This window comes from Hydrogenophaga sp. PML113, from assembly GCF_001777155.1.
GTDB lineage: Bacteria > Pseudomonadota > Gammaproteobacteria > Burkholderiales > Burkholderiaceae_C > Hydrogenophaga > Hydrogenophaga borbori.
Window position 1 is genome coordinate 520,620 of sequence record NZ_MIYM01000001.1, and the last position, 25,364, is coordinate 545,983.

The window sequence follows — 25,364 nt, forward strand, 5'->3', positions numbered from 1 at the left end:
ATGAAGCTGAAGCGGCAACAACGGGGCCTGACCTTCGTCGGCCTGATCATCGTCGGCACCCTGCTGGCGCTCGCGGGCATCGTGGCGGCCCAGGTGTTCCCCACCTACCTCGAGTACATGGCCGTGCAGAAGGCGGTGCAGAAGGCCTCGGCGGGCAGCACGGTGGCCGAGGTGCGCGACATCTTCGACAAGGCGGCCACGATCGACGACATCCGCACCATCTCGGGCAAGGACCTCACCGTGGGCAAGCAGGGCGACCGCGTGGTGGTGTCCTACGACTACGTCCGCGAAATCCACCTGGCCGGGCCGGCCTGGCTGGTGATGAAGTACAAGGGCAGCTCGCAATGAGCGCGGCCCGGTTGATGGTTTGAGCCCCGATCTCACCGCGCTGCAGGGCCGGCTGCAGCACCGCTTCGCCAACCCACGCCTGCTGGAGCGGGCGCTGACCCACCGCAGCTTCGGCGCCGACCACAACGAGCGCCTGGAATTCCTCGGCGACTCCGTGCTCAACCTGGCCATTTCCGGCTTGCTGTTCGAGAAGCTGGACGCCCTGCCCGAGGGCGATCTGTCCCGCATCCGCGCCAACCTGGTCAAGCAGGACACCTTGTTCGGGCTCGCCCAGGCGCTGGGCCTGTCGTCCGGCCTGCGGCTGGGCGACGGCGAGAAGCGCTCGGGCGGGCACAAGCGCCCCTCCATCCTGGCCGACGCCCTGGAGGCCGTGATCGGCGCCGTCTACCTCGACGCCGGTTTCGAGACCGCATCGGCCCTGGTGCGGCGGCTGTACAGCGGCGTGGAGCTGAGCCACACCATGACGGCCCTGGGCAAGGACCCAAAAACCGAATTGCAGGAGTGGCTGCAGGGCCGCAAAATGAAGCTGCCCGTCTACCGCGTGGTGGCCACGCTGGGCGAAGCCCACAAGCAGACCTTCGACGTGGAGTGCACCGTGCAGGAGTCCGGCCACAGCGAGCGTGGCATTGGCGCCTCGCGGCGCGCGGGCGAGCAGGCCGCCGCCGCGGCCATGCTGCAGCACCTGATGGCCAGCGCGCGCTGACGAACCGATCCATGAGCCAGAAGACACCCGCCCCCCCGCCCGCCGACAACCTCGAGGCCATGCTGGCGCGCGCCCTGGGCAAGCCCGGCGCGGCCGAGGCCCCTGAGCCGAGACCCGAGGTGGCCGAGGCCGATAAGCGCTGCGGCTACGTCGCCATCGTGGGCAAGCCCAACGTGGGCAAGTCCACCCTGCTCAACGCGCTGGTGGGACAGAAAGTCAGCATCACCTCGCGCAAGGCCCAGACCACGCGGCACCGCATCACCGGCATCCGCACCGAAGGCGCGTCTCAGTACATCTTCGTCGATACCCCGGGTTTCCAGACCCGCCATGGCAACGCGCTCAACCGCTCGCTCAACAAGACCGTGCTGGGTGCCGTGGCCGACGTCGACCTGATCCTCTTCGTGGTGGAGGCCGGTCGATTCAACCTGGCCGACGCCAAGGTGCTGTCGCTGCTGCCGCCGGACGTGCCGGTGATCCTGCTGGCCAACAAGCTGGACGAGGTGCACCGCCGCGGCGACCTGGCGCCCTGGCTGCGCTCCATGCAGGAGCGCCACGCCTTCGCCGAGTTCGTGCCCATGTCGGCCAAGGCCGCCAAGGACATCCAGCGCCTGTTCACCATCTGCGAGAAGTACCTCCCACAGCAGCCCTGGATCCACGACGCCGAGGACCTGACCGACCGCAGCGAGCGCTTCATGGCCGCCGAGATGGTGCGTGAGAAGCTGTTCCGCCTCACCGGCGACGAGTTGCCGTACACCTCCACGGTGATCATCGACCGCTTCGAGGAAGAGGGACAGCTGCGCCGCATCGCGGCCACCATCGTGGTCGAGCGCGAAGGGCACAAGGGCATGGTGATCGGCGACAAGGGCGAGAAGCTCAAGCGCATCGGCACCGAGGCCCGCATGGAACTGGAAAAGCTCTGGGGCGGCAAGGTGTTCCTGGAACTGTGGGTCAAGGTTCGCTCCGGCTGGGCCGACGACGAGGCCCGCGTGCGCTCCTTCGGATATGAATGAGGCCTCCGCGCTCCACCGCTGCGCGCGTCGCTGCCCCCCGCGGGGGCTGGCCTGCCGTGGGGCGGCCCGGCGGCAGGCCGATGCCTATCGATGAAGGCCCGGGTAGCCGACGAGTCCGCGTTCGTCCTGCACCGCTACGACTGGAGCGAGACCAGCCTCGTGCTGGAGGTGTTCACGCGCTACCACGGCCGCATCGCCCTGGTGGCCAAGGGTGTGAAGCGGCCCACCTCACAGTTCCGCCCCGTGCTGCTGCCGCTGCAGCCGCTGCAGCTGAGCTGGAGCGGCGATGCCGAGGTCCGCACGCTCAAGGCCGCGCATTGGGTGGGGGGACACGTCATGCCCACCGGCGAGGCGCTCATCGCGGGCAGCTACCTGAATGAACTGCTGATGCGCCTGCTGGCGCGCGAAGACCCTTACCCGCGCCTGTTCGACTGGTTCGCCACCGCCGTGCACACCCTGGCCGAGCAGCCCGACGCGCGCAGCGTGGTGCTGCGCGCCTTCGAGCTGTTGCTGCTGCGCGAGACCGGCCTGCTGCCCGACCTGCTGCGCGAGGGCGCGACGCTGGCCCCCTTGAGCGAGGCCGGGCGCTACGTGCTGCAGCCCGAGTCCGGCCTGCGCCTGGCGCACGATGAGGACCACCACGCGCTGGACGCGGCGCGCTGGCGCGGGCTGCAGCAGGCGCTGGACGGGCCCGCCCCCTTCGTGCCCGTGTTGCGCGCCTGCGCCGAGATTGCGCCGACCCTGCGCATCCCCCTGCGCAACCTGCTGCTCTACCATGGCAATGTGCGCGTGTTCGGCACGCGCCAGCTGCTGCTCGATGTGCAGGCCCTGCGCCGCCGTCGCGGGCATGCCGCCGATGCCCCTTCCACCGACCCCACCGACTCCTGACTGGGCCTGAGCATGGTGCACAACCGGACCGCGCTGTCGGTCAACCTCAACAAGGTCGCGCTGGTGCGCAACACCCGCCACCTGGGCATTCCCTCGGTCGTGCGCGCGGCCGAGCTGTGCCTGCGGGCCGGCGCCGCCGGCATCACCGTGCACCCGCGGCCCGACGAGCGCCACATCCGCGCGCACGACGTGCACGAGCTGGCCGCCGCGCTCAAGGCCTGGCCCGATCGCGAATACAACATCGAGGGCAACCCCTTCCACAACCTCATGGACTTCGTGCGCGCGGTGCGCCCGCACCAGGCCACCTTCGTGCCCGATGCCGAAGGCCAGTTCACCAGCGACCACGGCTGGCGCTTTCCCGCCGACGCCGAGCGCCTGCGCCCCCTGATCGCCGAATGCCACGCGCTGGGCGTGCGCGTGAGCCTGTTCATGGACGCCGAGGCCGACCAGATGGCGGCGGCCCGGGCGGTCGGTGCCGACCGGGTCGAGCTCTACACCGAACCCTACGCCGCCGCCTTCGGCACGCCGGCGCAGGACGAGCAGCTGCGCCGCTTCGCCCGCGCCGCGCAGGCCGCGCTGGACGCTGGCCTGGCGGTCAACGCCGGGCACGACCTCAACCGCGACAACCTCACGCCCTTCCTGCGCCAGGTGCCGGCCGTCAGCGAAGTCTCCATCGGCCACGCGCTGATCGCCGACGCGCTGGAGCTGGGCTACGCGGCCACCGTCCAGGCCTACAAGCGCTGCATCGACGGCGCGTTCGACGCATGAGCATTTACGGCATCGGCACCGACATCTGCGACGTGCGCCGCATCGCGGCCACGCTGGAGCGCCAGGGCGAACGGTTCGCCGGCAAGGTGCTCAGCGAGGCCGAGTTCGCCGTCTGGCAGCGCCGCAGCGCGCGCTGGCCGCAGCGCGGCCTGCGCTACCTGGCCACGCGCTTCTCGGCCAAGGAGGCTTTTTCCAAGGCCATCGGCCTGGGCATGCGCATGCCCATGAGCTGGCGCCGCTGCGAGATCGCCAACCTGCCCAGCGGCCAGCCCGTGATCGTGCTGCACGGCGAGCTCAAGACCTGGTTCGAGGCGCGCGGCCTGCGCGCCCACGTGACCGTGACCGACGAAACCGACTACGCGGCCAGCTTCGTGGTCGTCGAACGCACAGCCCCCCCTTCGCCATGAACCACCACGCCCCCCTGATCATCGACGTCGCCGGCCTGAGCCTGACCGACAACGACCGCCAGCGCCTGGACCACCCCCTGGTGGGCGGCGCCATCCTGTTTGCCCGCAACTGGCGCGACCGCGCGCAGCTCACGCGGTTGTGCGCCGAGATCAAGGCGGTGCGCGACGACCTGCTGATCGCGGTCGACCACGAGGGCGGCCGTGTGCAGCGCTTCCGCACCGACGGGTTCACCGCGCTGCCGCCGATGGCCGCCTTCGGCGAGCGCTGGATGGCCGGCGGCGCCGACGGCGACGGCGCGATGCGCGCGGCCGACGCCGCCACGGCGGCCGGCTTCGTGCTCGGCGCCGAGCTGCGCGCCTGCGGCGTGGACCTGAGCTTCACCCCCGTGCTCGACCTCGACCACGGGGACAGCTCGGTCATCGGCGACCGCGCCTTCGCGCGCGACCCGCGCGTGGTCACGGTGCTGGCGCAGGCGCTGATGCATGGCCTGCGCCAGAGCGGCATGGCCAACTGCGGCAAGCACTTTCCCGGACACGGCTACGTGCGCGGCGACACGCACCACGAGATCCCGCGCGATCCGCGTTCGCTCAAGGCCATCCTGGCCGACGACGCATTGCCCTACGGCTGGCTCAGCGCCTCGCTCAGCGCGGTCATGCCCGCGCACGTGGTCTACCCCAAGGTGGACGCCCGGCCCGCCGGTTTCTCGGCGCGCTGGCTGCAGGACGTGCTGCGCGCGCGCCTGGGCTTCACCGGCGCGGTGTTCAGCGACGACCTGGGCATGGCCGCGGCGCGCCAGATCGAAGGCCGCGCGGTGCGCTTCGCCGAGGCCGCCACGGCGGCGCTGCAGGCGGGCTGCGACATGGTGCTGCTGTGCAACCAGAGCGTGGTGGACGGCGGCGCGCCGATCGACGAGGCGATCGACGAGCTTTCGCGCGCCGCGCTGCAGGGCGGCTGGACGCCGTCGCCCGCGAGCGAGGAGCGCCGCCGCACCCTGCTGCCTCAGGGCCAGGCCATGGCCTGGGACGATCTGATGGTGGATCCGCGCTACATGCGTGCGCTGTCGCTGCTGCCCTGAGGCGCCCCGGGCGGGCGCTCAGCGGTCCAGTCCGAGCTTGTCGAGCAGGTCGGCCACGAGTTCGAGGCGCAGCAGCGGGTTGTCCAGCGCCATCAGCCGCTGCTTGAGCGCCAGCGGGGCCGGCACCAGTTCGCACCAGCGGTTGGCCACCCAGCCGGCGTCGTCCCAGTGGTACGGTGGCTGGATCGGCAACTGGTCCTCGGCGCCGGGCTGGCGCTCGCGCAGGTTCTCCAGCACGCGCTTGAGGCCGGTGGCCACCGAGGCCAGTTCGTCCGGCACGGGCGCGGGGAGGTCGGCCGGCAGCAGTTCGACGTCGGCCACCCACAGGCCATGCGGCAGCCGCGTGCGGCGCGTGACGTTGAAGCGCTGCAAGCCCTGGCAGCGGATCATGTAAAGCCCTGGCTGGGGTTTTTCCAGCGATTCGATGCGCGCGAGCACGCCGATCGGGTGGAAATCTTCCTTGGCGAAGCCGTCGCCGCCGGGCGGGGCCTTGGGGTCGGGCCGGCGCACCTCGCTGCCTTCGCTCAGGCTCACCACGCCGAAGGGCGCGCCGGCCTTGTGACAGCGGCCGATCATGTCGAGGTAGCGCACCTCAAAGATGCGAAGCGGCAGCCAGCCGCCTGGGAACAGGACGGTCTGCAGCGGGAAGAGGGGCAGCTGGGCGAGCTTGAGTGCCTCAGCCGCCGGGCCGTCGCTCAATCCTCGACCACCGCGTCGGCGCTCTGGCGCTGCATCATGGCCAGCAGGCTGGCCACGGTGGCGCGCAGTTCGCGGCGGTCGCAGATGAAGTCGACCGCGCCCTTGGTCTGCAGGAACTCGGCGCGCTGGAAGCCCTCGGGCAGCTTCACGCGCACGGTGTTCTCGATCACGCGCGGGCCGGCGAAGCCGATCAGCGCCTTGGGTTCGGCGATCACCACGTCGCCCACGAAGGCGAAGCCCGCGCTGACGCCGCCCATGGTGGGGTCGGTGAGCACGCTGATGTAGGGCAGGCCCTTCTTGGCCAGGCGCGTGAGGGAGGCGTTGGTCTTGGCCATCTGCATCAGCGACAGCAGGCCCTCCTGCATGCGCGCGCCGCCGGTGGCGGTGAAGCAGACGAAGGGCACCTTCTGCGCGATGGCCTCTTCGACGCCGCGCACGAAGCGCTCGCCGACCACCGAGCCCATGGAGCCGCCCATGAAGTCGAACTCGAAGCAGGCCGCGATCAGGCTGATGCCCTTGACGGCGCCGCCCATGACGATGAGGGCATCGGTCTCGCTGGTGCTCTCCAGCGCTTCCTTCAGCCGCTCGGGGTACTTGCGGCTGTCCTTGAACTTGAGCGCGTCGACCGGCAGCACCTCCTGCCCGATCTCGTAGCGGCCCTCGGCGTCGAGGAAGGCGTTGAGGCGCGCGCGTGCACCGATGCGGTGGTGGTGCGAGCAGTGCGGGCAGACGTTCTGGTTCTTCTCGAGGTCGTTCTTGTAGAGCACGGCCTCGCAGCTGGGGCACTTCACCCACAGGCCCTCGGGCACGCTGCGGCGCTCGGTGGGGTCGGTCGGGGTGATCTTGGGGGGGAGCAGCTTTTCGAGCCAGGACATGCGGTTCTCCAGGGGGGAGTGAGGGGCGCGAGGCGGGATTATGCGTCCAGCGCTTTTCGGATGGTGCGCATGAACTGGACGGCCACGGGCACCACTTTTTCGTGCGGTTCGTCTTCTATGAGCTGGATGAGCTTGCTGCCGATCACCACCGCGTCGGCGGTGCGGCCGATGGCACGGGCGGTGTCCGCGTCCCGGATGCCGAAACCCACGCCGACCGGGATGCTCACGTGCGCGCGGATGCGCGGCAGCATGGCCTCGACCTGCGAGACGTCCAGCGTGCCCGCGCCGGTGACGCCCTTCAGTGAAACGTAGTACACGTAGCCGCTGGCCACGCGCGCCACCTGGGCCATGCGCTCGTCGGTGGAGGTGGGGGCGAGCAGGAAGATCAGGTCCATGTCGCGCGCGCGCAGGGCGCGGGCGAAGTCCTCGCATTCCTCGGGCGGGTAGTCCACCACCAGCACGCCGTCCACGCCGGCCTCGGCCGCGTCGTTCACGAAGGCGCCGGCGCCGTGCTTCTGGTCGTAGCGCTCCACCGGGTTGGCATAGCCCATGAGCACCACGGGCGTGGTGGTGTTGCGCTCGCGGAAGCGCTTCACCATGGCCAGCACCTGCGCCAGGCCGATGCCGGCGGCCAGCGCGCGGTCGCCCGCCTTCTGGATCACGGGGCCGTCGGCCGAGGGGTCGGAGAAGGGTACGCCGAGTTCGATGATGTCGGCGCCCGCGTCGGCCATGCCCAGCATCAGCTCGGGTGTGATGTCGGCAAAGGGGAAGCCGGCGGTCACGTAGGGGATCAGGGCCTTGCGGCCCTGGGCCTTGAGGTCGGACAGGGTCTTTTCGATGCGGCTCATTTGTTCTGGCCCCCCTTGACGGTGTGGCCGCGCAGGGAAGGGCGGTCGTAGAAGTCCACGCCCGAGAGGTCGGCCACGGTGCCGATGTCCTTGTCGCCTCGGCCCGAGAGGTTGACCAGGATGGACTGCGTGGGCTGCAGGGTCTTGGCGAGTTTCATGGCGTGCGCCACGGCGTGGCTGGACTCCAGCGCCGGGATGATGCCCTCGGTGCGGCAGAGGTAGTGGAAGGCCTCCAGCGCCTCGGTGTCGGTGATGCCCACGTACTCGGCGCGGCCGATGTCCTTGAGGAAGGCGTGCTCCGGCCCGACGCCAGGGTAGTCCAGGCCCGCGCTGATGCTGTGCGTTTCGGTCACCTGGCCGTTGTCGTCCTGCAGCACGTAGGTGCGGTTGCCGTGCAGCACGCCGGCGCTGCCGCGCTGCAGCGAGGCCGAGTGCTTGCCGCTGTCCAGGCCTTCGCCGGCCGCCTCCACGCCGATGAGGCGGGTGTTGGCATGCCCTATGTAAGGGTGGAAGATGCCCATGGCGTTGCTGCCGCCGCCCACACAGGCGATCACCGCGTCGGGCTGCTCGCCCGCGCAGCCGGCCTCGCGCAGCATCTCGGGCATCTGCGTCAGGCATTCCTTGCCGATGACGCTCTGGAAGTCGCGCACCATCATCGGGTAGGGGTGCGGCCCGGCCACGGTGCCGATGATGTAGAAGGTGTTGTCCACGTTGGCGACCCAGTCGCGCATGGCCTCGTTGAGCGCGTCCTTCAGGGTCTTGCTGCCGCTTTCCACGGGTACCACGGTGGCGCCCAGCAGCTTCATGCGGTAGACGTTGGGGCTCTGGCGCTTGACGTCCTCGCTGCCCATGTAGACCACGCATTCCAGGCCGTAGCGCGCGCAGATGGTGGCGGTGGCCACGCCGTGCTGGCCCGCGCCGGTCTCGGCGATGATGCGCGGCTTGCCCATGCGGCGCGCCAGCATGGCCTGGCCGATGGTGTTGTTCACCTTGTGCGCGCCGGTGTGGTTGAGGTCCTCGCGCTTGAGAAAGATCTGCGCGCCGCCCATCTCGCGGCTCATGCGCGCGGCGTGGTAGACCGGGCTGGGCCGGCCCACGAAGTGGGCGAGCTCGTAGCGGAATTCGGCCAGGAAGTCCGGGTCGTGCTGGTACTTCTCGTAGGCCGCTTGGAGTTGATTGATGGCGTGGGTGAGCGTCTCGCTCACGAAGCTGCCGCCGTAGATGCCGAAGTGGCCGCGGGCGTCGGGTTGCTGGTAGGGGGTCTGCATGCGAAATCCTGTGCGGTGAATGGCCCCCGCGCGACCCGGGAACGGGTCAGGATCGCTGCGGGGAGGGTGCTGGCGCCGGACCGACCGGGTCATCGGCGGCGCGCACGGCGGCCACGAAGGCCTGCATCTTGTCGGCGCTCTTGATGCCCTTGGACACCTCGATGCCGGAGCTCACGTCAACGGCCCAGGGCCGGACGAGCCGAATGCCATCGGTCACGTTTGCAGGCGTGAGTCCACCAGACAAAACGAGGCGAGAGCTGGCGTTTAGTCGAGGGTGTGACCACGAGAAGGCCGTCCAGTCGAAGGATTGGCCGCCGCCACCGAAACCCTCGACGTGGGCGTCGAGCAGGATGGCTTGGGCGGAGACGAAATCATCGGCGAATTGTAGGAGATCGAAGCCTTTGCCTGCCTCGCCGGCGGGAATGCGTGCCGCGCGCAGGTAGGGCCGGCCCGCGGCCTGTGCCTCGGTGGGCGTTTCGTCGCCGTGCAGCTGCAGCAGGGCGTTGGGCACCGCGCGCAGGCCGCGCGCGATCCACTCGGGGCTGGCGTTGACGAACAGCAGCACCGGCGTGACGAAGGCGGGCAGGCGGCGCGCCAGTTCGCCGGCGCGCTCGGGCGAGACGAAGCGCGGGCTGGGCTCGTAGAGCACAAAGCCGATGGCGTCGGCCCCGGCGTGCACGGCCGCGTCCACGTCGGCTTCGCGCGTGAAGCCGCAGAACTTGATGCGGGTGCGGTGGGCGGACATGGATGGAAGGGCTAGGGCAGCCAGTCGAAGGCCGGCGTGCGCTCGGGCAGGCCCCAGGCGGCATCGTAGACCGGGCCGAGAAAGTACAAGCCGTCGGGGGAGAAGGTGGGCGCCGCGGCGTCGCGGCTGCGGGCGGCCAGCACCTCGGCCATCCACCCGGGCGGGCGGTTGCCGCTGCCAATGGCGATGAGGCAGCCCATGATGTTGCGGATCATGTGGTGCAGGAAGGCGTTGGCCTCGAACTCGAAGCGCCAGTAGGCACCGCGCCGGGTGATGTCGATGCGCCGCAGCGCCTTCACCGGCGTGTGCGCCTGGCATTGCGAGGCGCGGAAAGAAGTGAAGTCGTGCTCGCCGATGAGCGAGGCGGCGGCCTGGCGCATCGCGTCGAGGCTGAGCGGCCGGAACACCCAGCCGACCTGGCCTTGCTCCACGCTGGGCCGCACAGGCGATTCGAGCAGCACGTAGGCGTAGCGCCGCGCGATGGCGCTGGCGCGGGCGTGGAAGGCCGCGGGCACTTCCCGCGCCCATTGCACGGCGATGTCGGGGGGCAGGAAGCTGTTGGTGCCTCGCACCCAGGCGTATTCGTCGCGCTGCAGGGGGGTGTCGAAGTGCACCACCTGCATGAGCCCGTGCACGCCGGTGTCGGTGCGGCCCGCGCACAGGGTGCTCACGGCGGGCAGGGCACAGAACTGGCTGAGCGCCGCCTCCAACTTGTCCTGGACGGTGTTGCCGCTGGGCTGGCTCTGCCAGCCGTCGTAGGCGCGGCCGTTAAAGCTCACGCCCAGCGCGATGCGGGGCATCGGGCTGGGCGTGGCGGCGGGATCGGCAGGGGTGTCGGTCAAGCGATGGCGTCAGGTCGTCAGGTCGGCCAGGAAGGTGCTGGCCTTGGCCTTGAGCGGGCCGGACGCTTCGGCCAGCACTTCCTCGGCGAGCGAGCGCGCGCCTTCGAAGTCGCCAATGGCGCGGAATTCCTCGGCCAGCGAAAGCTTGGTCTCCAGGGGGTTTTCTTCCGTGAGCTCGCCCGCGGGTGCCATGGTCACGGGCTCCTTGTGGCCGCTGTCGAGGTCGAGATTGAGCCCGTCGAGGTTGAAGTCCATCAGGTTGCCGGCGGGCGCGGGGGCGGGTGCCGCGGCATTGGCCAGGTCCAGGTCGAAGCCGGGGGCGCTGATGCTGTCGGGCGCGCCGCGCAGGCTGGGCACCTCGATGTCGGCCGGCGTGGTGGCCGAGCGCTCGGTCTCGTGGGCGGGCGAAGGCAGGTCGAGATCGAAGTCCATCGCGTGCGAGGACGCGGCACTGGCGGGCTGCACCGAGGGCGCGGTGAGGGCGTCGGTGGCGTCGAGGTCGTCCAGGTCCGACATGGCGACCATGTCGGGGTGCTCGGCCGGTGCCGGGCGGGACGGCGGGGCGTCGTCCATGGGCAGATCGAGGTCCAGGTCCAGCGGACCGGCGCCCGTGGAGGCCTGTGAATCGAGGTTGACCGTGCTGGGACTGAAGGCGTGCAGCCCGCCGGCCAGGGTGGCGGCGGCGGCGCCGGCTTTGGCCAAGGGCTTGCCGCCGGGGTGGTAGAGCGGGTTGGTGGGGTCGAGTTCGCGGCCGAGTTCGCAGGCACGCTCCCACTCGGGGCCTTCGCCCTGCGTGAGGCCGAAGGCCTCGCTCGCCACCACCTCGAAGGCGCGGGCGTCGCGGCGCTTGGCGTAGATCTCCAGCAGCTTGGTGTGAATGGCGACGCGCGTGGGGGTGCTGCGCATGGCCTCCTTGAGGATTTCCTCGGCCTGCAGGTCGCGGCCATAGGCGAGGTACACGTCGGCCTCGGCCACCGGGTCCACGTCGCCGGCGGCGTCGAGCTGGCTGGGCGAATAGACCATGGACGAGCCCGAGGCCATGGCCTCGGCGGTGTCGATGCGCTGGCCGCCGCTGGAGCCGAAGAAGGAGTCGGGCTGCAGGCGGCTTTCCAGGAAGGAGCTGTCGACGTTGGCGTTGGCCTTTCGCTGCCGCACGCGCCACAGACCGAGGCCGGCCAGCAGCGCCAGCACGCCGCCCACCACGGGCAGGAGCAGGGGGTTCTCGGTGAGGCTGCTGAGGAAGCTGGGTTCATCGGCGGCGGGCGCCGGCACGGCGGGCGGGCTCGGGACCTTCACGGCAGGGGCCGGCGCGGGCGCCGGGGCCGTGGCTTGCGCCGGCGCGGGAGCGGGTGCAGGCGTGGCCGGTGCTTCGGCGGCTGGCGCGGGGGCAGTGCTGGGCGCAGGGGCCTCGGCGGCCGGTGCCGTGGCCGGGGTGGTGGGTGCCGCCGGCGCGGGCGAAGCGGCGGCGGGCGCCGGCGCCGGGGTGGGGGCCGCTGCGGGGGCAGCGGGCGCCGCAGGGGCCTTGGCCTGGTCGCCAAGCTTGGCGAGCTCTTCGATGTTGCGTTGCAGTTCGGCGCTGCGCTGGGCCGCGTCGGACGACTGGCGCTGCTGCGCGATCTGGGCTTCGCTGCTGGTGCCCGGTGTGCTGCCCGAGGGGCGGCTCAGCGTCAGGCGGTCGCTGGACGGCGCCGGGGCGCTCCGGTCCTGCACCTCGCTTTGCACGCGGCCAGTGGCCTCGCGCTGGGCGGTGTCGACCCGGGCGGCGGGGGCGGCGCCGGCCAGGCGACGGCGGTACTCGTCGAAGTCGCGGCTTTGCGCGGCGATGGTCTGTCGGGCTTCACCGGCGTCGATGGCCGAGGCGCTGGCCTGCGAGGGCAGGTCGATGACGGCGCCCGCGCGGACGCGGTTGACGTTGTTGTCGATGAAGGCGCTGGGGTTGGCCTGCAGCATGGCGACCAGCATCTGGTCGAGCGAGACGTTCGCCGGGCGGTGGGCCTGGGCGATGGCGCCGGCCGTGTCGCCGCGCCGTACCGTGACCTGGCGCGGCGCGGCGCTGGCCGGTGCGGCGGCAGGCGCGGGCGCCGGGCGCGGCGCGCTGGCCACGGGGGCCGGCGCCGAAGCTGCGGGCGCAGGCACGGGCGCGGGTGCCGCGGCCGAAGGGGCGGGCGCCGTCGGGGCCGGCGCGCTGGCGCGTGGTGCGATGGGCGCCGGCTGCGGCGTCGACGCACGCAGGTTCGGCGGGTCGAACAGCAGGGTGTAGTCGCGCACCACGCGGCCGGTGGCCCAGTTGGCTTCGAGGATCAGGTCGACGAAGGGCTCGTTGACGGCGTTCGGGCCGCGCAGGCGCAGGTAGGCGCGGCCGTCGGCGCGGCGCTGCAGGGTGATTTCGAGGCCGTTGAGGGCCGGGTTCACGTCCACGCCGGCGGCGCGGTAGGTGGCGCCGGGGGCGAGCGTCACGCGCAGGCTGGACGCCTCGTTGGCATTGATTTCAGGGACGTCGATCTCGGCGCGCAAGGGCTCGCCGAGGGCCGATTGCACCGAGACCCGTCCGAGGGCCAGTGCCTGGGCGTCGTGGGCGCTGAACACCAGCGTGGTGACCAGCGCGGCGGCTGCGATGGCGTGCAGGTTGGCCAGGCCACGCCGACTTGTGCGGTCCGACACGGACGAGGTCAAGGGCAATGGGGTGTGTCGGGTGTGGGATGGCACTGGAACCTCGATGGGAAAAACCGAGAAATGACCATAGCATCAACGGATTACGGTTACAAGCTGAGAATCCGCTTGAGTTTGTGAGCCTACCGTTCGTCCCGCTGAGCCCCTCCGGTCTCGTTGCGGGTGTGCAACGAGACCAGGGGGCGCTAGGCCTGGCCGAGGCCCTGCTCAGGCCTGCAGCAGAATCCGCAGCATGCGGCGCAGCGGCTCCGCGGCGCCCCAGAGCAGCTGGTCGCCGATGGTGAAAGCGCCGAGGTATTCCGGGCCCATCGCCATCTTGCGCAGGCGGCCCACGGGAATGGTCATGGTGCCCGTCACGGCCACGGGCGTGAGGTCGCGCAGGGTGTCTTCCTTGGTGTTGGGCACCACCTTCACCCAGGCGTTGTCGGCCGCGATCATGGCCTCGATGTCGGCCAGCGGCACGTCCTTCTTCAGCTTGAAGGTCAGGGCCTGCGAGTGGCAGCGCATGGCACCGACGCGCACGCAGAAACCGTCCACGGGCGTGGCCGGGGTACCGAAGCCCTCGCCCTGGCCGAGGATCTTGTTGGTCTCGGCCATGCCCTTCCATTCTTCCTTGGACATGCCGTTGCCCAGGTCCTTGTCGATCCAGGGGATCAGCGAGCCGCCCAGGGGCACGCCGAAGTTGGCCACCTCGGCGCCGCTGAGGGAGCGCTGCTTGGCGATGACCTTGCGGTCGATTTCGAGGATGGCGCTCTTGGGGTCGTCCAGCAGGGCCTTCACCTCGGCGTTGAGCGTGCCGTATTGCGTGAGCAGCTCGCGCATGTGCTGCGCGCCACCGCCGCTGGCGGCCTGGTAGGTCTGGGTGCTCATCCACTCGACCAGGCCGGCTTTGTAGAGGGCGCCCACGCCCATGAGCATGCAGCTCACGGTGCAGTTGCCGCCGATCCAGTCGCGCCCGCCCTTGGCGAGCGCGTTCTGGATGACCGACAGGTTGACGGGGTCGAGGACGATCACGGCGTCGTCCTTCATGCGCAGGCTGGAGGCGGCGTCGATCCAATGGCCCTTCCAGCCGGCGGCGCGCAGCTGGGGATAAACCTCGTTCGTGTAGTCGCCGCCCTGGCAGGTGATGACGATGTCGCAGCGCTTGAGCGCCTGGATGTCGTTCGCGTCCTGCAGCTTGTTCTCGTTCTTCGCCATCGCGGGGGCCTGGCCGCCCGCGTTGGAGGTGGAGAAGAACAAGGGCTCGATCAGGTCGAAGTCTTTTTCCTCGACCATGCGATCCATCAGGACCGACCCGACCATGCCGCGCCAGCCAACCAGTCCAACCAACTTGCTCATTGAGATACGCCCTTTCGTTGAAGTCATCGGGTCCAGACCAGACCGACTTGCCCGGCTCGTCTGGCCGGGAAGGGCGCACGACGAACCAGGCTGGATCAGCCCTTAATGGTCGTGGTTTTGGTGGAGATTGCGCGCACGGCCACACCCGCCGTGGCGGCGGATGCGATGTTCAAGGCGAACGGGCGGGCGGCAAACATGGAGCGCGATTGTAGTGGATCGCCGGGTGCGCAAGGCCCCGGCGCGCTTCAGCGCAGCGCCTTCACCACAGCGGCGCCCATCTCGGCGGTGCCGACACGGGTGGTGCCGTCGCTGTGGATGTCGGGCGTGCGCAGTCCCTGGGCGAGCACCGCCTTCACGGCGGTCTCGATGCGGTCGGCGGCCTCGGGCTGGTTCAGGCTGAAGCGCAGCATCATGGCCGCGCTCAGGATGGTGGCCAGCGGATTGGCCACGCCCTGGCCCGCGATGTCGGGCGCGCTGCCGTGGCTGGGCTCGTACAGGCCCTGGTTCTTCGCGTTCAGGCTGGCCGAGGGCAGCATGCCGATGGAGCCGGTGAGCATGGAGGCTTCGTCGGACAGGATGTCGCCGAACATGTTGCCGGTGACGACCACGTCGAACTTCTTGGGCGCGCGCACCAGCTGCATGGCGGCGTTGTCCACGTACATGTGCTCCAGTTCCACGTCGGGGTACTGGGCATGAACCTCGGTGACCACGTCCTTCCAGAACTGGAAGGTTTCGAGCACGTTGGCTTTGTCGACGCTGGTGACCTTCTTGTGGCGCTTGCGCGCGGCCTGGAAGGCGACGTGCGCGATGCGCTCGATCTCCGGCCTGCTGTAGCGCATGGTGTCGAAGGCTTCGTCGGCACCCGGGAAGTGGCCGTCGACCGCAGTGCGGCGGCCCCGCGGCTGGCCGAAATAGATGTCGCCGGTGAGCTCGCGGATGATGAGGATGTCCAGCCCGGAGATGACCTCGGGCTTGAGCGTGGAGGCGCCCACGAGTTCGGGGTAGCAGATGGCGGGGCGGAAGTTGGCGAACAGGCCCAGGTGCTTGCGCAGGCCCAGGATGGCCTGCTCGGGGCGCAGCGGGCGGTCGAGCTTGTCGTACTTCCAGTCGCCCACGGCGCCGAACAGCACGGCGTCGGCCTGCTGCGCCAGTTGCAGCGTGGCCTCGGGCAGCGGGTGGCCATGGGCTTCATAGGCCGCGCCGCCGACCAGGGCGGTTTCCATTTCGAAGGAGAGGTCGAGCGCCTGGAGGACCTTCACCGCTTCGGCGACGATTTCGGTGCCGATGCCGTCACCGGGGAGAACTGCGATTTTCATGGATCAGGGGTCAGCCGTTGAGGGTGTGGGCCAGCCAGGGCTTGGTGGCCAGGCGCTGCGCTTCGTAGGCGGCGATCTTGTCCTTGTGGCGCAAGGTCAGGCCGATGTCGTCCAGGCCGTTGAGCAGGCAGTACTTGCGAAAGGGCTGCACCTCGAACGGGATTTCCTGGCCATTGGGCTCCACGACCACCTGGCGCTCCAGGTCGATCGTGAGTTCGTAGCCGGGGAAGGCGGCGACTTCGTCGAACAGGCGCGCGACCGTGGCCTCGGGCAGCACGATGGGCAGCAGGCCGTTCTTGAAGCAGTTGTTGAAGAAGATGTCGGCGTAGCTGGGTGCGATCAGTGCGCGAAAGCCGTACTGGTCGATGGCCCAGGGCGCGTGCTCGCGGCTGGAGCCGCAGCCGAAGTTCTTGCGCGCCAACAGCACCGAAGCGCCCGCGTAGCGCGGCTGGTTGAGCACGAAGTCGGGGTTGGGCTTGCGCACGGCCGGGTCCTGGCCGGGCTCGCCCTTGTCGAGGTAGCGCCACTCATCGAACAGGTTGGGGCCGAAGCCCGTCTTGCGGATCGACTTGAGGAACTGCTTGGGGATGATCGCGTCGGTGTCGACGTTCTCGCGGTCCATCGGGGCGACCAGCCCCTTGTGGAGGGTGAACTTCTGCATGTCGAGGGCGCTTACTTGGAGATGTCCTGGATTTTTTCGCCGGCCTTTTCGATGCCGCGGCCCGTGGCCTGACCGGCTTTCTCAATGCCGCGTCCGGTCGCTTGGCCGGCTTCCTTGGCGTCTGCCTTGACGCCCTGCCAGGTGTTGCACGCCGCCAGCGAGAGCGACAGCGTCAGCGTGGTGACCATCCAGAGAGGGGATTTCATGCGGGTCTCCTGAAGTTGCGGTGGGTCAGGCGAGGGTGCGCACGTCCACGAAATGGCCGTGCACCGCGGCCGCGGCCGCCATGGCCGGCGACACGAGGTGGGTGCGACCACCAGCGCCCTGGCGGCCTTCGAAGTTGCGGTTGCTGGTGGAGGCGCAGCGCTCGCCGGGCTCCAGGCGGTCGGCGTTCATGGCCAGGCACATGCTGCAGCCTGGCTCGCGCCACTCGAAGCCGGCGGCCTTGAAGATCTCGTGCAGGCCTTCGCGCTCGGCCTGGGCCTTCACCAGGCCGGAACCCGGCACCACCATCGCCAGGCGCACGTTCTTGGCGACCTTCTGGCCCAGCTTCTTGACCATGGCCGCGGCCTCGCGCATGTCCTCGATGCGGCTGTTGGTGCACGAGCCGATGAACACCTTGTCGACGAAGATGTCGTTCAGGGGCTTGCCGGGCTCCAGACCCATGTACTGCAGCGCGCGCTCGATGGCGCCGCGCTTGCTGGCGTCCTTTTCCTTGTCGGGGTCGGGCACGCGGGCGTCGATGCCCAGCACCATTTCGGGCGAGGTGCCCCAGGTGACCTGAGGCACGATCTTCGCGGCGTCGAGTTCGACCACGGAGTCGAACGTTGCGTCGGGGTCGGAGTGCAGGCCGCGCCAGTAGGCGACGGCCTGGTCCCATTCCACGCCATTGGGCGAGAGCGGGCGGCCCTTGAGGTACTCGATGGTCTTGTCGTCCACCGCCACCAGGCCGGCGCGCGCGCCGGCCTCGATGGCCATGTTGCACACGGTCATGCGGCCTTCCATCGACAGCGCGCGGATGGCGCTGCCGGCGAACTCGATGGTGTAGCCCGTGCCGCCCGCGGTGCCGATGCGGCCGATGATGGCCAGCACAATGTCCTTGGCGGTGACGCCCTTGGCCAGCTGGCCTTCCACCTTGATGAGCAGGTTCTTGGCCTTCTTGGCCAGCAGTGTCTGCGTGGCCAGCACGTGCTCGACCTCGCTGGTGCCGATGCCGTGCGCCAGCGCGCCGAAGGCGCCGTGCGTGCTGGTGTGCGAGTCGCCGCAGACGACCGTCATGCCGGGCAGGGTGGCGCCGTTCTCGGGGCCGATCACGTGCACGATGCCTTGCCGCTGCGACAGGAAGGGGAAGAAGGCCGCGGCGCCGAATTCGGCGATGTTGGCGTCCAGCGTGGTGATCTGTTCCTTGCTGATCGGGTCGGCGATGCCGGCATAGCCGCGCTCCCAGCCGGTGGTGGGCGTGTTGTGGTCGGCCGTGGCGACGACCGAGCTCACGCGCCAGACCTTGCGGCCGGCCTGGCGCAGGCCTTCGTAGGCCTGCGGACTGGTCACCTCGTGCACGAGGTGGCGGTCGATGTAGAGGACGGCGGTGCCGTCTTCCTCGGTGTGGACGACGTGTTCGTCCCAGATCTTGTCGTAGAGCGTGCGTCCCATGGCTTGTCTCACAGGGCCTCTGTGGGCCGGGCAAACATTTTAGGCGTCGGAGCGAAAAAAGACGCCCGCCGCGGCTGGATGCCGCGGCGGGCGCAGGGTCAGGTGAAGGGGCGCGGGGGCCGCGTCACTTCTTGGCGCCGGGCACGTCGCGGCGCGGCGAGCCGGTGAACAGCTGGCGCGGGCGGCCGATCTTGTACTCGGGGTCGCTGATCATTTCGTTGAGCTGGGCGATCCAGCCCACGGTGCGGGCCAGCGCGAAGATGCCGGTGAACAGGTTGACCGGAATGCCGATGGCGCGCTGCACGATGCCCGAGTAGAAGTCCACGTTGGGGTAGAGCTTGCGCTGCACGAAGTAGTCGTCTTCCAGGGCGATCTTTTCCAGCTGCTTGGCCAGCTTGAACAGCGGGTCGTTGCCCAGGCCCAGCTCTTCCAGCACCTCGTTGCAGGTTTCCTGCATCAGCTTGGCGCGCGGGTCGTAGTTCTTGTACACGCGGTGACCAAAGCCCATGAGCTTGACGCCGGAGTTCTTGTCCTTGACCTTCTCCATGAACTCGCCAACCTTGGCCACGCCGCCGTTGCGCTGGATGTCTTCCAGCATGTTCAGGCAGGCCTCGTTGGCGCCGCCGTGGGCGGGGCCCCAGAGGCAGGCCACGCCGGCCGCGATGGCGGCGAACGGGTTGGTGCCCGAGGAGCCGCACAGGCGCACGGTGGAGGTGGAGGCGTTCTGCTCGTGGTCGGCGTGCAGGATGAAGATGCGGTCGAGCGCGCGCTCGAGCACCGGGTTGACCTTGTAGTCCTCGCAGGGCACGCCGAACATCATGCGCAGGAAGTTGCCGGCGTAGGACAGCTCGTTGCGCGGGTACATGTAGGGCTGGCCGACGCCGTACTTGTAGGCCATGGCCACCAGCGTGGGCATCTTGGCGATCAGGCGGATGGCCGCGATCTCGCGGTGCTGCGGGTTGTTGATGTCGGTGCTGTCGTGATAGAAGGCCGACAGGCCGCCCACCAGGCCCGTGAGCACGGCCATGGGGTGGGCGTCGCGGCGGAAGCCGCGCAGGAAGAACTGCATCTGCTCGTTGACCATGGTGTGGTTGGTCACGAGCTTGTGGAAGTCGGTGCGCTGCTTGTCGTCGGGCAGCTCGCCGTTGAGCAGCAGGAAGCAGACGTCGAGGTAGTCGCAGTGGGTGGCGAGCTGCTCGATGGGGTAGCCGCGGTACAGCAGCTCGCCCTTGTCGCCGTCGATGTAGGTGATGGCCGACTGGCACGAGGCGGTGGACAGGAAACCCGGGTCATACGTGAACATGCCCGTCTGCGCGTACAGCTTGCGGATGTCGATGACGTCCGGGCCGATGCTGCCGCCGTAGACCGGCAGTTCGACGCTGGGGCTGCCGTTGGAGAACGTCAGGGTGGCTTTGTTGTCGACGAGTTTCATGCAGATTCCTCGGGTGATGGAGTGGAGCGGGCGGCGCGCAGCAAGGCAAGCACTTGCGTCACGTCGTCGCGGTCGATGGCCCCTTCGGGGGGCTTGCGGCCGAGCAGCAGATCGAGCAGGTCGTTGTCCGACAGCTCCATCAGCTGGCCCAAGGCATCGGCCTGTCGCACCGTCAGCCGGTGGGCATGGCGGGCGAAAAAGCGCTCGATGAACAGGTCGTTCTCGAGCAGTCCACGGCGGCACCGCCAGCGCAGCTTGCTGAGGCTGCGCTCGTCGAGCAGGTCGTCAACGGCGGCGGTGGCGTGCATGGCGGGTGGGACGGCGGGCGCGCTCAGACGGCGCGCAACACCATCATTTCCTTGATCTTGCCGATGGCCTTGGTGGGGTTCAGGCCCTTGGGGCAGACATCGACGCAGTTCATGATGGTGTGGCAGCGGAACAGGCGGTACGGGTCCTCGAGGTTGTCGAGGCGCTCGCTCGTGGCCTGGTCGCGGCTGTCGGCGATGAAGCGGTAGGCCTGCAGCAGGCCGGCCGGGCCGACGAACTTGTCCGGGTTCCACCAGAAGCTCGGGCAGCTCGTGGAGCAGCTCGCGCACAGGATGCACTCGTACAGGCCGTTGAGCTCCTCGCGCTCCTCGGGCGACTGCAGGCGCTCCTTCTCCGGGGGGATGCTGTCGTTGACCAGGTAGGGCTTGATGCTGTGGTACTGCTTGAAGAACAGCGTCATGTCGACGATGAGGTCGCGCACCACCGGCAGGCCGGGCAGGGGCTTCAACACGATGTCGCCCTTGAGCGTGTTCATGTTGGTCAGGCAGGCCAGGCCGTTCTTGCCGTTGATGTTCATCGCGTCCGAACCGCAGACGCCTTCGCGGCAGGAGCGGCGGAACGAGATGGACGGGTCCACGGCCTTGAGCTTCATCAGCGCGTCGAGCAGCATGCGCTCGTGGCCGTCCAATTCGACCTGGATGGTCTGCATGTACGGCTTGGCGTCCTTCTCGGGGTCGTAGCGGTAGATCTTGAATGTGCGAAGCATGTGGGGCTCTCCGGGGGCGTGCTCAGAACGTGCGGACCTTGGGCGGCACGGATTCGACGGTCAGCGGCTTGAGGTTCACCGGCTTGTAGCTCAGCGAGTTGTCCGCGCTGTGCCACAGGGTGTGCTTCATCCACTCGGCGTCGTTGCGGCCCAGCGGGAACTGCGCGTCGTCGGCGGGGCGCTCGTAGTCGTACACGGTGTGCGCGCCGCGGCATTCGCGGCGGGCGGCGGCCGAGGTCATGGTAGCCTGGGCGCACTCGATCAGGTTTTCCACTTCCAGCGCTTCGATGCGCGCGGTGTTGAAGACCTTGGACTTGTCCTTGAGCTCGATCTTGCCCACGCGCTCGCGCATGGCGTTGATCTTCTGCACACCTTCGTCCATGCCGGCCTGGGTGCGGAACACGCCGGCGTGCTGCTGCATGGCCGAGCGCATGTCGTTGGCGACGTCCTGCGCGTACTCGCCACTGGTGGTGGCGTCCAGGCGGGCCAGGCGCGACAGCGTGAGGTCGGCGCCGTCCTTGGGCACGGGCTTGAAGCTCTTGTTCTTGTCGTTGTACTGGACGATGTGGTTGCCGGCCGCGCGGCCGAACACCAGCAGGTCGAGCAGCGAGTTGGTGCCCAGGCGGTTGGCGCCGTGCACGCTCACGCAGGAGCATTCGCCCACCGCGTACAGGCCATTGACCACCTTTTGGCCGCCCGTGCCGTCGGGCACGACGACCTGGCCATTGACGTTGGTCGGGATACCGCCCATCTGGTAGTGGATGGTGGGCACGACCGGGATCGGCTCGCGCGTGATGTCCACGTTGGCGAAGTTCACGCCGATCTCATAGACCGACGGCAGGCGCTTGTGGATGGTGTCGGCGCTGAGGTAGCTGAAGTTCAGCATGACGTAGTCCTTGTTGGGACCACAGCCACGGCCTTCCTTGATTTCCTGGTCCATGCAGCGCGAGACGAAGTCGCGCGGCGCCAGGTCCTTGAGCGTCGGGGCGTAGCGCTCCATGAAGCGCTCGCCCTCGGAGTTGACCAGGAAGGCGCCTTCGCCGCGGCAGCCTTCGGTCAGCAGCACGCCCGCGCCGGCCACGCCGGTGGGGTGGAACTGCCAGAACTCCATATCCTGCAGCGGGATGCCCGCGCGCGCGGCCATGCCCAGGCCGTCGCCGGTGTTGATGAAGGCGTTGGTGGAGGCCGCGAAGATGCGGCCCGCGCCGCCGGTGGCCAGCAGCGTGGTCTTGGCCTCGAGCAGGTAGACGTCGCCCGTTTCCATTTCGAGCGCGGTCACGCCCACCACGTCGCCTTCGGCGTCGCGCACCAGGTCAAGCGCCATCCACTCCACGAAGAAGGTGGTGCGAGCGGCCACGTTCTGCTGGTACAGGGTGTGCAGCATGGCGTGGCCGGTGCGGTCGGCCGCGGCGCAGGCGCGCGGCACGGCCTTCTCGCCGTAGTTGGCCGTGTGGCCGCCGAAGGGGCGCTGGTAGATGGTGCCGTCGGGGTTGCGGTCGAACGGCATGCCCATGTGCTCGAGCTCGTACACCACCTTGGGCGCTTCGCGGCACATGAACTCGATCGCGTCCTGGTCGCCGAGCCAGTCGGAGCCCTTGATCGTGTCGTAGAAGTGGTAGTGCCAGTTGTCCTCGCTCATGTTGCCCAGCGAGGCGCCGATGCCGCCTTGCGCGGCCACGGTGTGCGAGCGGGTGGGGAAGACCTTGGACAGCACGGCCACCTTGAGGCCGGCGCGCGCCAGTTGCAGCGAGGCGCGCATGCCGGAGCCGCCGGCGCCGACGATGACGACGTCGAACTGGCGCTTGAGAAGGGATGCAGAGGCGGTCATGGCGTCAGAGTCTCCAGAGAACTTGAACGGCCCAGCCCAGGCAAGCCAGGAGCCAGACCAGGGTGAACACGTGCAGCACCAGGCGCAGGCCGGCGGGCTTGACGTAGTCCATCCAGATGTCGCGCACGCCGACCCAGGCGTGGTAGGCCAGCGCGATGAAGACGGCGAAGGTCAGGGCCTTCATCCACTGCGCGGCGAAGATCGCGGCCCAGCTGTCGTAGCCGAGCGGGCCGCTGGTGAACAGCACCTTCACCAGCAGCACGAGGGTGAACAGGGCCATGAGGGCGGCGGTGATGCGCTGGGCGAGCCAGTCGCGCGCGCCATAGTGGGCGCCGGTGACGACGCGCTTGGAACCGTAGTTGACGGACATGGTGTGGGACCTCCCGGCGATCAGTACAGGCCGAACAGCTTGGCGCCCAGCACCACGGTCAGGCCGATGCTCAGCACCAGGGTGACCACGGCGGAGGTCTTGCCGAACTGCTTGCTCACGGCGTCGTGGCTCACGTCCATCCAGAGGTGGCGCAGGCCGGCGATGAAGTGGTGCAGGTAGGCCCAGATGAGCGCCAGCACCACGAGCTTGAGCAGCCAGCCCGGCAGCCAGCCGCCGCCGGCGAAGGCGCTGGTGAAGCGCTCGAAAGAAATCTCGGACGACACCGAGGTGTCGAACAGCCAGACGATCAGGGGCAGGAGCAGGAACATCAACAGGCCGCTGACGCGGTGCAGGATCGACACCCAGCCGGCCGCGGGCAGGCGGTAGGTGGTCAGGTCCTTGAACGCGTTGATGTTGCGGAACTCAGGCCGCTTGCGGGTCAACTCGGGCATGGGAAGGGCTTTCGTGGGGAAGGCTCTCGGGCGGGGAGAGGGATGTAACCCATTGGTAACCGGGGTCACCGGGGCGGGCAAATTCTATTGCAATGCACCAAGCGATGGACTATGCCGGGCCGGCTATGTCCGACTGCGCCGTGGTGGTGCGCGGCGGAATCAGCTCAATTCATTGCGGTAGTGCCGGGCGTCGGTGCGGTACAGGCCGCGCCGCAGTTCCATGGGCGTGTCGTTGTAGGTGTAGGACAGGCGCTCCACGCTGAGCAGCGGGTGGCCCTCGGGGACGCTCAGGCGCTGGGCGGCGTCGGCGTCGGCCGCCACCGCCTTGATTTTTTCGGCCGCGCGCACCATGCGCACGCCGAAGCGCGATTCGAACAGCGCGTACATCGGGCCGGTGTCGCTGGCCAGGGTGTCAAGCGTGAGGCCCTTGAACGGCCCGCCGGGCAGCCAGATTTCCTCCAGGATGGCCGGCGTGCCGCCGAAGGCCAGCACGCGGCGCACCTGCAGCACGGCGTCGCCGCTGCGCAGGCCCAGCGGGCGCGCCACCTCGGCGGGCGCGCGCAGGCGGCGGCAGTCGATGATGCGGCGCTCGGCCGGGCCCTGGTCGTCCAGCGTGCCCTGGTCGGGCAGCAGGCGCAGGAAGCGGAACTGGATGTGCTGCTCGGCGTGCGTGGCGACGAAGGTGCCCTTGCCCTGGCGGCGCACCAGCAGGTTGTCGGTGGCGAGCTCGTCGATGGCCTTGCGCACCGTGCCCTGGCTGACGCGAAAACGCGCCGCGAGGTCGAACTCGCTCGGGATCATGTCGCCGGGTTTCCACTCGCCGGCCTGCAGGCTGCGCAGGATCAGCCCTTTGATCTGCTGGTACAGCGGGCTGAACGCTGGCGCGAGGGCGTCGGGGTCCGGGCTGGGGTCGGGGGAGGTGGGCGTGGTGGCCATGGGAGGGCGTGGTGGCGCCAACATGGGGCGTCGAATCATATCTTATATAAGACATAAGACAAATTGACCGCCTAGGGTTCACCCGGGTAAACTCGCCGACCGTCACCCGACCCGCCCAGCCCGCCCGCCACGCCCTGTTGGCGCGCACCGGCGCCTGCGGCTGCCACGCTTTCCAACCCCATCCCTGGAGTCTTCACCATGACCAAGAAGCCCGTTCGCGTCGCCGTCACCGGCGCCGCCGGCCAGATCGGCTACGCCCTGCTGTTTCGCATCGCCTCCGGCGAAATGCTCGGCAAGGACCAGCCCGTGATCCTGCAACTGCTGGAGATCCCGGACGAGAAGGCCCAGAAGGCGCTCAAGGGCGTGATGATGGAACTGGAAGACTGCGCCTTCCCGCTGCTGGCCGGCATGGAAGCCCACAGCGACCCGATGACCGCCTTCAAGGACACCGACTACGCCCTGCTCGTGGGCGCCCGCCCGCGTGGCCCCGGCATGGAGCGCGCCGACCTGCTGGCCGCCAACGCCCAGATCTTCACCGCCCAGGGCAAGGCCCTGAACGCCGTGGCCAGCCGCAACGTGAAGGTGCTGGTGGTCGGCAACCCCGCCAACACCAACGCCTACATCGCCATGAAGAGCGCGCCGGACCTGCCGCGCGAGAACTTCACCGCCATGCTGCGCCTGGACCACAACCGCGCGGCCAGCCAGATCGCCGCCAAGACCGGTGGCAAGGTCGGCGAGATCCAGAAGCTCACCGTGTGGGGCAACCACTCGCCCACCATGTACGCCGACTACCGCTTCGCCACCATCGGCGGCAAGGCCGTCAAGGACCTGATCAACGACCAGGTCTGGAACGAAACCGTGTTCCTGCCCACCGTGGGCAAGCGCGGCGCCGCCATCATCGAAGCGCGCGGCCTGTCTTCGGCGGCCTCGGCCGCCAACGCCGCCATCGACCACATGCGCGACTGGGCCCTGGGCTCCAATGGCCAGTGGGTCACCATGGGCGTGCCCTCCAACGGCGAATACGGCATCCCCAAGGACGTGGTGTTCGGCTTCCCGGTCACCACCGAAGGCGGCAAGTACAAGATCGTCGAAGGCCTGGCCATCGACGAATTCAGCCAGAAGTGCATCGACAAGACCCTGGCCGAGCTGCAGGGCGAGCAGGACGGCGTCAAGCACCTCCTGTAATTCCCTCCGCACA

Annotated in this window: 27 protein-coding genes; 8 read left to right on the forward strand and 19 right to left on the reverse strand. The window is 69.1% G+C overall.

Features of this window, described 5'->3' with window-relative positions; genetic code table 11:
* From BHU06_RS02395 to nagZ, 7 genes are all read left to right on the forward strand, one after another.
* Positions 1–348: a DUF4845 domain-containing protein gene (locus tag BHU06_RS02395; protein ID WP_070397528.1), complete on the forward strand. Its 348-nt coding sequence runs from the start codon at positions 1–3 to the stop codon at positions 346–348.
* 19 nt (positions 349–367) lie between these two features.
* Complete coding sequence (rnc, locus tag BHU06_RS02400) at positions 368–1,051, forward strand: ribonuclease III (RefSeq protein WP_070397529.1); 684 nt, start codon at positions 368–370, stop codon at positions 1,049–1,051.
* A gap of 11 nt (positions 1,052–1,062) precedes the next feature.
* Positions 1,063–2,061 carry a GTPase Era gene (gene era, locus BHU06_RS02405; RefSeq protein WP_070397530.1) on the forward strand — a complete coding sequence of 333 codons (999 nt, stop codon included), beginning with the start codon at positions 1,063–1,065 and terminating at the stop codon, positions 2,059–2,061.
* Positions 2,062–2,151: 90 nt separating this feature from the next.
* Entirely contained in the window at positions 2,152–2,949 is a 798-nt protein-coding gene (gene recO / locus BHU06_RS02410; RefSeq protein ID WP_070397531.1) for a DNA repair protein RecO, read from the forward strand.
* Between the two features lie 12 nt (positions 2,950–2,961).
* Positions 2,962–3,717 carry a pyridoxine 5'-phosphate synthase gene (locus tag BHU06_RS02415; RefSeq protein ID WP_083292836.1) on the forward strand — a complete coding sequence of 252 codons (756 nt, stop codon included), beginning with the start codon at positions 2,962–2,964 and terminating at the stop codon, positions 3,715–3,717.
* Positions 3,714–4,124 carry a holo-ACP synthase gene (acpS, locus tag BHU06_RS02420; RefSeq protein WP_070397533.1) on the forward strand — a complete coding sequence of 137 codons (411 nt, stop codon included), beginning with the start codon at positions 3,714–3,716 and terminating at the stop codon, positions 4,122–4,124. The genes BHU06_RS02415 and acpS overlap by 4 nt, the downstream gene beginning before the upstream one ends.
* Complete coding sequence (gene nagZ / locus BHU06_RS02425; RefSeq protein WP_070397534.1) at positions 4,121–5,200, forward strand: beta-N-acetylhexosaminidase; 1,080 nt, start codon at positions 4,121–4,123, stop codon at positions 5,198–5,200. Before acpS ends, nagZ begins: the two co-directional genes overlap by 4 nt.
* A gap of 18 nt (positions 5,201–5,218) precedes the next feature.
* Here nagZ and BHU06_RS02430 read toward each other — a convergent pair whose 3' ends face one another.
* The 19 genes from BHU06_RS02430 to BHU06_RS02520 all read right to left on the reverse strand — a co-directional run bounded on the left by BHU06_RS02430 (position 5,219) and on the right by BHU06_RS02520 (position 24,166).
* A complete protein-coding gene (locus BHU06_RS02430) occupies positions 5,219–5,899 on the reverse strand; it encodes an LON peptidase substrate-binding domain-containing protein (RefSeq protein WP_070397535.1) in 681 nt (226 codons plus the stop codon).
* The gene (gene accD / locus BHU06_RS02435) at positions 5,896–6,774 is read right to left on the reverse strand and encodes an acetyl-CoA carboxylase, carboxyltransferase subunit beta (RefSeq protein ID WP_070397536.1); all 879 of its coding nucleotides are present in this window, start codon (positions 6,772–6,774) and stop codon (positions 5,896–5,898) included. The genes BHU06_RS02430 and accD overlap by 4 nt, the downstream gene beginning before the upstream one ends.
* A gap of 38 nt (positions 6,775–6,812) precedes the next feature.
* Positions 6,813–7,622 carry a tryptophan synthase subunit alpha gene (gene trpA / locus BHU06_RS02440; protein WP_070397537.1) on the reverse strand — a complete coding sequence of 270 codons (810 nt, stop codon included), beginning with the start codon at positions 7,620–7,622 and terminating at the stop codon, positions 6,813–6,815.
* Positions 7,619–8,890: a tryptophan synthase subunit beta gene (trpB, locus tag BHU06_RS02445; RefSeq protein WP_070397538.1), complete on the reverse strand. Its 1,272-nt coding sequence runs from the start codon at positions 8,888–8,890 to the stop codon at positions 7,619–7,621. Before trpB ends, trpA begins: the two co-directional genes overlap by 4 nt.
* 46 nt (positions 8,891–8,936) lie before the next feature.
* Positions 8,937–9,635: a phosphoribosylanthranilate isomerase gene (locus BHU06_RS02450; protein ID WP_070397539.1), complete on the reverse strand. Its 699-nt coding sequence runs from the start codon at positions 9,633–9,635 to the stop codon at positions 8,937–8,939.
* Between the two features lie 11 nt (positions 9,636–9,646).
* Positions 9,647–10,435 carry a tRNA pseudouridine(38-40) synthase TruA gene (gene truA, locus BHU06_RS02455; RefSeq protein WP_070397540.1) on the reverse strand — a complete coding sequence of 263 codons (789 nt, stop codon included), beginning with the start codon at positions 10,433–10,435 and terminating at the stop codon, positions 9,647–9,649.
* A 51-nt stretch (positions 10,436–10,486) separates the two neighbouring features.
* Complete coding sequence (locus BHU06_RS02460; protein ID WP_254668101.1) at positions 10,487–13,150, reverse strand: FimV/HubP family polar landmark protein; 2,664 nt, start codon at positions 13,148–13,150, stop codon at positions 10,487–10,489.
* A gap of 204 nt (positions 13,151–13,354) precedes the next feature.
* Positions 13,355–14,485 carry an aspartate-semialdehyde dehydrogenase gene (gene asd / locus BHU06_RS02465; RefSeq protein ID WP_070397541.1) on the reverse strand — a complete coding sequence of 377 codons (1,131 nt, stop codon included), beginning with the start codon at positions 14,483–14,485 and terminating at the stop codon, positions 13,355–13,357.
* 245 nt (positions 14,486–14,730) lie between these two features.
* On the reverse strand, positions 14,731–15,801 hold the full coding sequence (gene leuB / locus BHU06_RS02470; protein ID WP_070397542.1) for a 3-isopropylmalate dehydrogenase: 1,071 nt from the start codon (positions 15,799–15,801) through the stop codon (positions 14,731–14,733).
* Between the two features lie 10 nt (positions 15,802–15,811).
* The gene (leuD, locus tag BHU06_RS02475; RefSeq protein WP_070397543.1) at positions 15,812–16,462 is read right to left on the reverse strand and encodes a 3-isopropylmalate dehydratase small subunit; all 651 of its coding nucleotides are present in this window, start codon (positions 16,460–16,462) and stop codon (positions 15,812–15,814) included.
* 11 nt (positions 16,463–16,473) lie between these two features.
* Positions 16,474–16,668: an entericidin EcnAB gene (locus BHU06_RS02480; protein WP_070397544.1), complete on the reverse strand. Its 195-nt coding sequence runs from the start codon at positions 16,666–16,668 to the stop codon at positions 16,474–16,476.
* 25 nt (positions 16,669–16,693) lie between these two features.
* Positions 16,694–18,115, reverse strand: coding sequence for a 3-isopropylmalate dehydratase large subunit (gene leuC, locus BHU06_RS02485; protein WP_070397545.1), 1,422 nt, complete (start codon positions 18,113–18,115; stop codon positions 16,694–16,696).
* 124 nt (positions 18,116–18,239) lie between these two features.
* Positions 18,240–19,547: a citrate synthase gene (locus tag BHU06_RS02490; RefSeq protein WP_070397546.1), complete on the reverse strand. Its 1,308-nt coding sequence runs from the start codon at positions 19,545–19,547 to the stop codon at positions 18,240–18,242.
* A complete protein-coding gene (locus BHU06_RS02495) occupies positions 19,544–19,855 on the reverse strand; it encodes a succinate dehydrogenase assembly factor 2 (protein WP_070397547.1) in 312 nt (103 codons plus the stop codon). The genes BHU06_RS02490 and BHU06_RS02495 overlap by 4 nt, the downstream gene beginning before the upstream one ends.
* 23 nt (positions 19,856–19,878) lie before the next feature.
* Entirely contained in the window at positions 19,879–20,580 is a 702-nt protein-coding gene (locus tag BHU06_RS02500) for a succinate dehydrogenase iron-sulfur subunit (RefSeq protein ID WP_009518810.1), read from the reverse strand.
* Positions 20,581–20,602: 22 nt separating this feature from the next.
* On the reverse strand, positions 20,603–22,408 hold the full coding sequence (gene sdhA / locus BHU06_RS02505) for a succinate dehydrogenase flavoprotein subunit (protein WP_070397548.1): 1,806 nt from the start codon (positions 22,406–22,408) through the stop codon (positions 20,603–20,605).
* Between the two features lie 4 nt (positions 22,409–22,412).
* Positions 22,413–22,778 (reverse strand): succinate dehydrogenase, hydrophobic membrane anchor protein, encoded by a 366-nt coding sequence (gene sdhD / locus BHU06_RS02510; RefSeq protein WP_070397549.1) that lies wholly within the window; start codon positions 22,776–22,778, stop codon positions 22,413–22,415.
* 20 nt (positions 22,779–22,798) lie between these two features.
* A complete protein-coding gene (gene sdhC / locus BHU06_RS02515; RefSeq protein ID WP_070397550.1) occupies positions 22,799–23,230 on the reverse strand; it encodes a succinate dehydrogenase, cytochrome b556 subunit in 432 nt (143 codons plus the stop codon).
* Between the two features lie 159 nt (positions 23,231–23,389).
* Positions 23,390–24,166 carry a GntR family transcriptional regulator gene (locus BHU06_RS02520; RefSeq protein ID WP_070397551.1) on the reverse strand — a complete coding sequence of 259 codons (777 nt, stop codon included), beginning with the start codon at positions 24,164–24,166 and terminating at the stop codon, positions 23,390–23,392.
* A gap of 198 nt (positions 24,167–24,364) precedes the next feature.
* Between BHU06_RS02520 and BHU06_RS02525 the strand changes: the two genes are divergently transcribed.
* On the forward strand, positions 24,365–25,351 hold the full coding sequence (locus tag BHU06_RS02525) for a malate dehydrogenase (protein ID WP_070397552.1): 987 nt from the start codon (positions 24,365–24,367) through the stop codon (positions 25,349–25,351).
* Positions 25,352–25,364 lie beyond the last annotated feature (13 nt).

Excerpts from the sequence above, each read along its gene's own strand:
- BHU06_RS02525 (WP_070397552.1), top strand. The coding sequence starts at position 24,365 with ATGACCAAGAAGCCCGTTCGCGTCGCCGTCACCGGCGCCGCCGGCCAG.
- sdhC (WP_070397550.1), bottom strand. The coding sequence starts at position 23,230 with ATGCCCGAGTTGACCCGCAAGCGGCCTGAGTTCCGCAACATCAACGCG.
- asd (WP_070397541.1), bottom strand. The coding sequence starts at position 14,485 with ATGAGCAAGTTGGTTGGACTGGTTGGCTGGCGCGGCATGGTCGGGTCG.
- trpA (WP_070397537.1), bottom strand. The coding sequence starts at position 7,622 with ATGAGCCGCATCGAAAAGACCCTGTCCGACCTCAAGGCCCAGGGCCGC.
- BHU06_RS02450 (WP_070397539.1), bottom strand. The coding sequence starts at position 9,635 with ATGTCCGCCCACCGCACCCGCATCAAGTTCTGCGGCTTCACGCGCGAA.
- leuC (WP_070397545.1), bottom strand. The coding sequence starts at position 18,115 with ATGGGACGCACGCTCTACGACAAGATCTGGGACGAACACGTCGTCCAC.
- BHU06_RS02490 (WP_070397546.1), bottom strand. The coding sequence starts at position 19,547 with ATGAAACTCGTCGACAACAAAGCCACCCTGACGTTCTCCAACGGCAGC.
- nagZ (WP_070397534.1), top strand. The coding sequence starts at position 4,121 with ATGAACCACCACGCCCCCCTGATCATCGACGTCGCCGGCCTGAGCCTG.
- BHU06_RS02480 (WP_070397544.1), bottom strand. The coding sequence starts at position 16,668 with ATGAAATCCCCTCTCTGGATGGTCACCACGCTGACGCTGTCGCTCTCG.
- leuD (WP_070397543.1), bottom strand. The coding sequence starts at position 16,462 with ATGCAGAAGTTCACCCTCCACAAGGGGCTGGTCGCCCCGATGGACCGC.
- truA (WP_070397540.1), bottom strand. The coding sequence starts at position 10,435 with ATGCCCCGCATCGCGCTGGGCGTGAGCTTTAACGGCCGCGCCTACGAC.
- trpB (WP_070397538.1), bottom strand. The coding sequence starts at position 8,890 with ATGCAGACCCCCTACCAGCAACCCGACGCCCGCGGCCACTTCGGCATC.
- sdhA (WP_070397548.1), bottom strand. The coding sequence starts at position 22,408 with ATGACCGCCTCTGCATCCCTTCTCAAGCGCCAGTTCGACGTCGTCATC.
- BHU06_RS02395 (WP_070397528.1), top strand. The coding sequence starts at position 1 with ATGAAGCTGAAGCGGCAACAACGGGGCCTGACCTTCGTCGGCCTGATC.
- sdhD (WP_070397549.1), bottom strand. The coding sequence starts at position 22,778 with ATGTCCGTCAACTACGGTTCCAAGCGCGTCGTCACCGGCGCCCACTAT.
- BHU06_RS02500 (WP_009518810.1), bottom strand. The coding sequence starts at position 20,580 with ATGCTTCGCACATTCAAGATCTACCGCTACGACCCCGAGAAGGACGCC.
- era (WP_070397530.1), top strand. The coding sequence starts at position 1,063 with ATGAGCCAGAAGACACCCGCCCCCCCGCCCGCCGACAACCTCGAGGCC.
- recO (WP_070397531.1), top strand. The coding sequence starts at position 2,152 with ATGAAGGCCCGGGTAGCCGACGAGTCCGCGTTCGTCCTGCACCGCTAC.
- BHU06_RS02415 (WP_083292836.1), top strand. The coding sequence starts at position 2,962 with ATGGTGCACAACCGGACCGCGCTGTCGGTCAACCTCAACAAGGTCGCG.
- accD (WP_070397536.1), bottom strand. The coding sequence starts at position 6,774 with ATGTCCTGGCTCGAAAAGCTGCTCCCCCCCAAGATCACCCCGACCGAC.
- BHU06_RS02495 (WP_070397547.1), bottom strand. The coding sequence starts at position 19,855 with ATGCACGCCACCGCCGCCGTTGACGACCTGCTCGACGAGCGCAGCCTC.
- BHU06_RS02520 (WP_070397551.1), bottom strand. The coding sequence starts at position 24,166 with ATGGCCACCACGCCCACCTCCCCCGACCCCAGCCCGGACCCCGACGCC.
- acpS (WP_070397533.1), top strand. The coding sequence starts at position 3,714 with ATGAGCATTTACGGCATCGGCACCGACATCTGCGACGTGCGCCGCATC.
- leuB (WP_070397542.1), bottom strand. The coding sequence starts at position 15,801 with ATGAAAATCGCAGTTCTCCCCGGTGACGGCATCGGCACCGAAATCGTC.